The organism is Pseudomonas sp., from assembly GCF_050739995.1.
Lineage (GTDB): Bacteria > Pseudomonadota > Gammaproteobacteria > Pseudomonadales > Pseudomonadaceae > Aquipseudomonas.
Window position 1 is genome coordinate 1 of the sequence record NZ_JBOICG010000406.1, and the last position, 3,584, is coordinate 3,584.

The window sequence follows — 3,584 nt, forward strand, 5'->3', positions numbered from 1 at the left end:
GAGCAAGCCCGCTCCCACATTTGATCTCCGGTGATCTCAAGTGTGGGGCATTTAGCCTTTTTTCTTGTAGGCCACGCAATCGATCTCCACCTTGCAATCGACCATCATGTTGGCCTGTACACAGGCCCGCGCCGGGGCGTGTTCCGGGGTGAAGTATTCACCGAAGACCTTGTTGAAACTCCAGAAGTCCCGTGGGTCTTCCAGCCAAACACCGACGCGCACCACATCTTTGAGCTCGTAACCCGCCTCTTCAAGAATCGCCACCACATTGCGCATTGTCTGGCGGGTTTGTTCGACGATGCCGCCCGCGATGATTTCACCGTCCACCGCCGGCACTTGGCCGGAGACGTAGAGCCAACCGTCCGCTTCCACCGCACGTGCAAAAGGACGTGGCTGGCCGCCGCCGGCGGTGCTGCCGGTGCCGTAACGAGTAATGCTCATAGAAATAGCTCCTGATTAAAAACGAATGTTCTTCAAAAATTCCGCCAAACGTGGCGATTGTGGCCGTTCGAAGATGTCCTTCGACGAACCCTGCTCTTCAATACGGCCCTGGTTCATGAATACGATCTTGTCCGAGACTTCGTAGGCAAAGCGCATTTCGTGGGTGACCAGCAACATGGTCATGCCTTCTTCCGCCAGACCCTTGATAACACTGAGTACCTCACCCACCAGCTCCGGGTCGAGCGCCGAGGTGACCTCGTCGAACAGCATCAGGCTGGGGTTCATCGCGATGGCGCGGGCAATCGCCACCCGTTGTTGCTGACCACCGGACAGCTGGCCGGGAAAGTGATTGCGCCGCTCCAGTAGACCAACGCGGTCCAGCCATTTTTCAGCCAGGGCCACGGCTTCGTCCTTGCCCATTTTCTTGACCTTGAGCAGGCCAAGGGTAACGTTCTGCAAGGCGGTCAGGTGCGGAAACAGGTTGAACTGCTGGAACGCCATGCCGGTCATCGCGCGGTGCTGGGCAATCACCCGCTCTGGGTGACGCACGCGTTTGCCGGCGATTTCGCTGTAGCCGATGGACTCGCCATCCAGGGTGATCTGCCCGCCCTGGAACTCTTCCAGCAGGTTGACGCAACGCAGCAGTGTGGTCTTGCCCGAGCCGCTGGAGCCGATCAACGTCACCACGTTGCCGCGCTGCATGGACAGGTCGACGCCCTTGAGCACTTCCACCTGGCCGTATTGTTTACGCAGACCGCGGATGTTCAGCAGCGGTTGATTGGTTTGAGGTTGGTTCATGGCAAGGCCACCCGCTTTTCAATGTAGCGCCCGAATAACTCGATGGCGTAGTTGATGACAAAGAACAGAAAACCCGCGAACAGGTAGAACTCCAGGGTCATGAAGGTGCGCGCAATCACTTGCTGGGTGCTGAGCAACAACTCGGCCACGCCAATCACCGAGAGCAAGGTCGAGGCCTTGACGATTTCCGTGGAGGAATTGACCCAGGTCGGCAAGATCTGGCGCAACGCTTGGGGCAACAGCACATAACCCAGGGACTGGTAGAACGTCAGGCCAATCGCCTTGCCCGCTTCCAGCTGCCCACGGGGAATGGCTTGCAGGGCACCGCGCACGATTTCCGACACATGGGAGCCGCAGAACAGCGTCAGCCCGACGGCACCGGCCTGGAACGCGGTGATCTGCCAGCCGAGCGCCGGCAGCATGTAGAAACACGCCAGCACCAGCACGAACACCGGTGTGCCACGGATCAGGTCGACATACAGGCGGAATGGCGCACGCATCCAGAATTTGCCGTAGGTCAGGATCAACCCGGCAACGATACCGATCAGGGTGCCGAAGATAATCGCCAGGGCCGACACATAAACACTGGCCTGAAAGCCCGCCCACAAGGTTTCCCGGGCGACCCACAACTCATGCAGCCAGCTTGGGGACTCGTACATGAAAGCCCTCCTTAACGACGGATCGCCAGACGCTGTTCCAGGTAGCGGAGCAGCATGGCAATGAGGTAACAGGCAGCCACGTAGAGCGCGGTCGTGACCAGCCAGGTTTCGATCACCCGGTAGCTTTCGACGTTGATCTTGCGGGCGTAATAGGTCAGCTCCGGTACCGCGATCGCGGCGGCCAGCGAGGTGTCCTTGAACAGCGAGATGAAGTTGTTCGACAGCGCGGGCAGCACGTTGCGCAGCATCACCGGCACAGTGATGTAGGCGCGAATCCGCCACTCACCCAGACCGATGGCCAAGCCGGCTTCACGCAAACCCTTGGGAATATTCAACAGCCCGGCACGGAATACTTCGGTCAGGTAAGCACCGGCGTACAACGACAAGGTGATGATGAACGACGGGATCTTATCCAGACGAATCCCGAGGCTGGGCAACGCAAAGTAGATCAACAGGATCAGCACGAGGATCGGCGTATTGCGGATCACCGTCACATACACCGAGGCCAACACGCGCAGCGCCCGGTGCCTGGACAGCATGGCAAACGCCATCATCAGGCCGATCACGCAACCGATGGCGATCGACAGCAGCGCCAGCTCCAGGCCCAGGCCGAGCCCCGCCAGCAAGCTGGGGAAGTCGCGCCATACGGCGGCAAAGTTCAACTGATAGTTCATGGTCGGCAGTACCTGAATCGGGGCGCCAAATGCTGCGCCCCCGGTTTACACATCACTTGAATTCAACAGGGAAGCCAATCGCCGGCGACGGCAGGTCGACACCGAACCATTTCTTGAACGACTCTTTGTAGGTCGGGAACTCCACACCGGTCATGGCTTCATGCAGCGCGGTGTTGACGAAGTTCAGCCAGTCCTGGTCGCCACGCTTGACCGCGCACGCATAGGTTTGCGGGCTCCAGGCGTAGACCGGGCTGCGGTAGCGGCCGGGGTTCTGCACCATCAGGTATTTGACCGAGGATTGGTCGGTGGCGGCGGCATCAGCGCGACCGGAGTTCACGGCCTGGTACATCAGGTCGACGCTGTCGTACTGGTCGACCTTGGCCTTGGGCAGCGCCTGGTGCACCAGTTCTTCGGCATACACGTTTTGCAGCACCGCCACCGTCACGCTGTCGCCTGCGGCCTGCAGATCTTCGATCTCTTTGTACTTGCTGTTGTTCGGCAACAGCAGGCCCACGCCTTCGCGGTAGTACGGCAAGGTAAAGGCAACCTGCTGGGCACGGCTGGCGGTGACGGTAATGAACTGGCAACTCATGTCGACCTTGTCGGTCAGCAGGTTGGGAATCCGGGCGTCGGAAGACTGCACCACAAACTCGACCTTGCTGGGGTCGTTGAACAACCCTTTGGCCACGATGCGGCCGATGTCGATATCAAAACCTTGCAACTTGCCATCCGCTCCCTGGAAGTGCCACGGCGCATTGGTACTGCCTGTACCCACGATGAGATGCCCACGCTTGAGCACATCATCGAGCTTGCTGTCCGCCGCCTGCACTTGGCTTGCGAGGGAAGCCGATGCGGCGAAGAGAAAAACACACGCTTTAAACACGGAAGGTCGGTGATGCATGACAAGCACTCCAGGAGTTGTGTATTCCGCTATACCGGAACTTAGTATGTAACAACGGAATAGACAGCAGAAAGTGTGCCACACGCGGTAACAGAAAAATATGATTGGGAT

Annotated in this window: 5 protein-coding genes; all 5 read right to left on the reverse strand. The window is 58.9% G+C overall.

Going from position 1 to position 3,584, the window contains the following annotated elements; translation table 11 throughout:
- Positions 1–51: 51 nt before the first annotated feature.
- The 5 genes from ACRESD_RS13505 to ACRESD_RS13525 are packed head-to-tail and all read right to left on the reverse strand — an operon-like array spanning position 52 to position 3,473.
- Positions 52–441, reverse strand: coding sequence for a RidA family protein (locus ACRESD_RS13505; protein WP_431751361.1), 390 nt, complete (start codon positions 439–441; stop codon positions 52–54).
- 15 nt (positions 442–456) lie between these two features.
- Complete coding sequence (locus ACRESD_RS13510; protein ID WP_034104500.1) at positions 457–1,239, reverse strand: amino acid ABC transporter ATP-binding protein; 783 nt, start codon at positions 1,237–1,239, stop codon at positions 457–459.
- On the reverse strand, positions 1,236–1,898 hold the full coding sequence (locus ACRESD_RS13515; RefSeq protein ID WP_431751362.1) for an amino acid ABC transporter permease: 663 nt from the start codon (positions 1,896–1,898) through the stop codon (positions 1,236–1,238). Before ACRESD_RS13515 ends, ACRESD_RS13510 begins: the two co-directional genes overlap by 4 nt.
- Positions 1,899–1,909: 11 nt before the next feature.
- Entirely contained in the window at positions 1,910–2,572 is a 663-nt protein-coding gene (locus ACRESD_RS13520) for an amino acid ABC transporter permease (RefSeq protein ID WP_431751363.1), read from the reverse strand.
- Between the two features lie 52 nt (positions 2,573–2,624).
- A complete protein-coding gene (locus ACRESD_RS13525; RefSeq protein ID WP_431751364.1) occupies positions 2,625–3,473 on the reverse strand; it encodes a transporter substrate-binding domain-containing protein in 849 nt (282 codons plus the stop codon).
- Positions 3,474–3,584 lie beyond the last annotated feature (111 nt).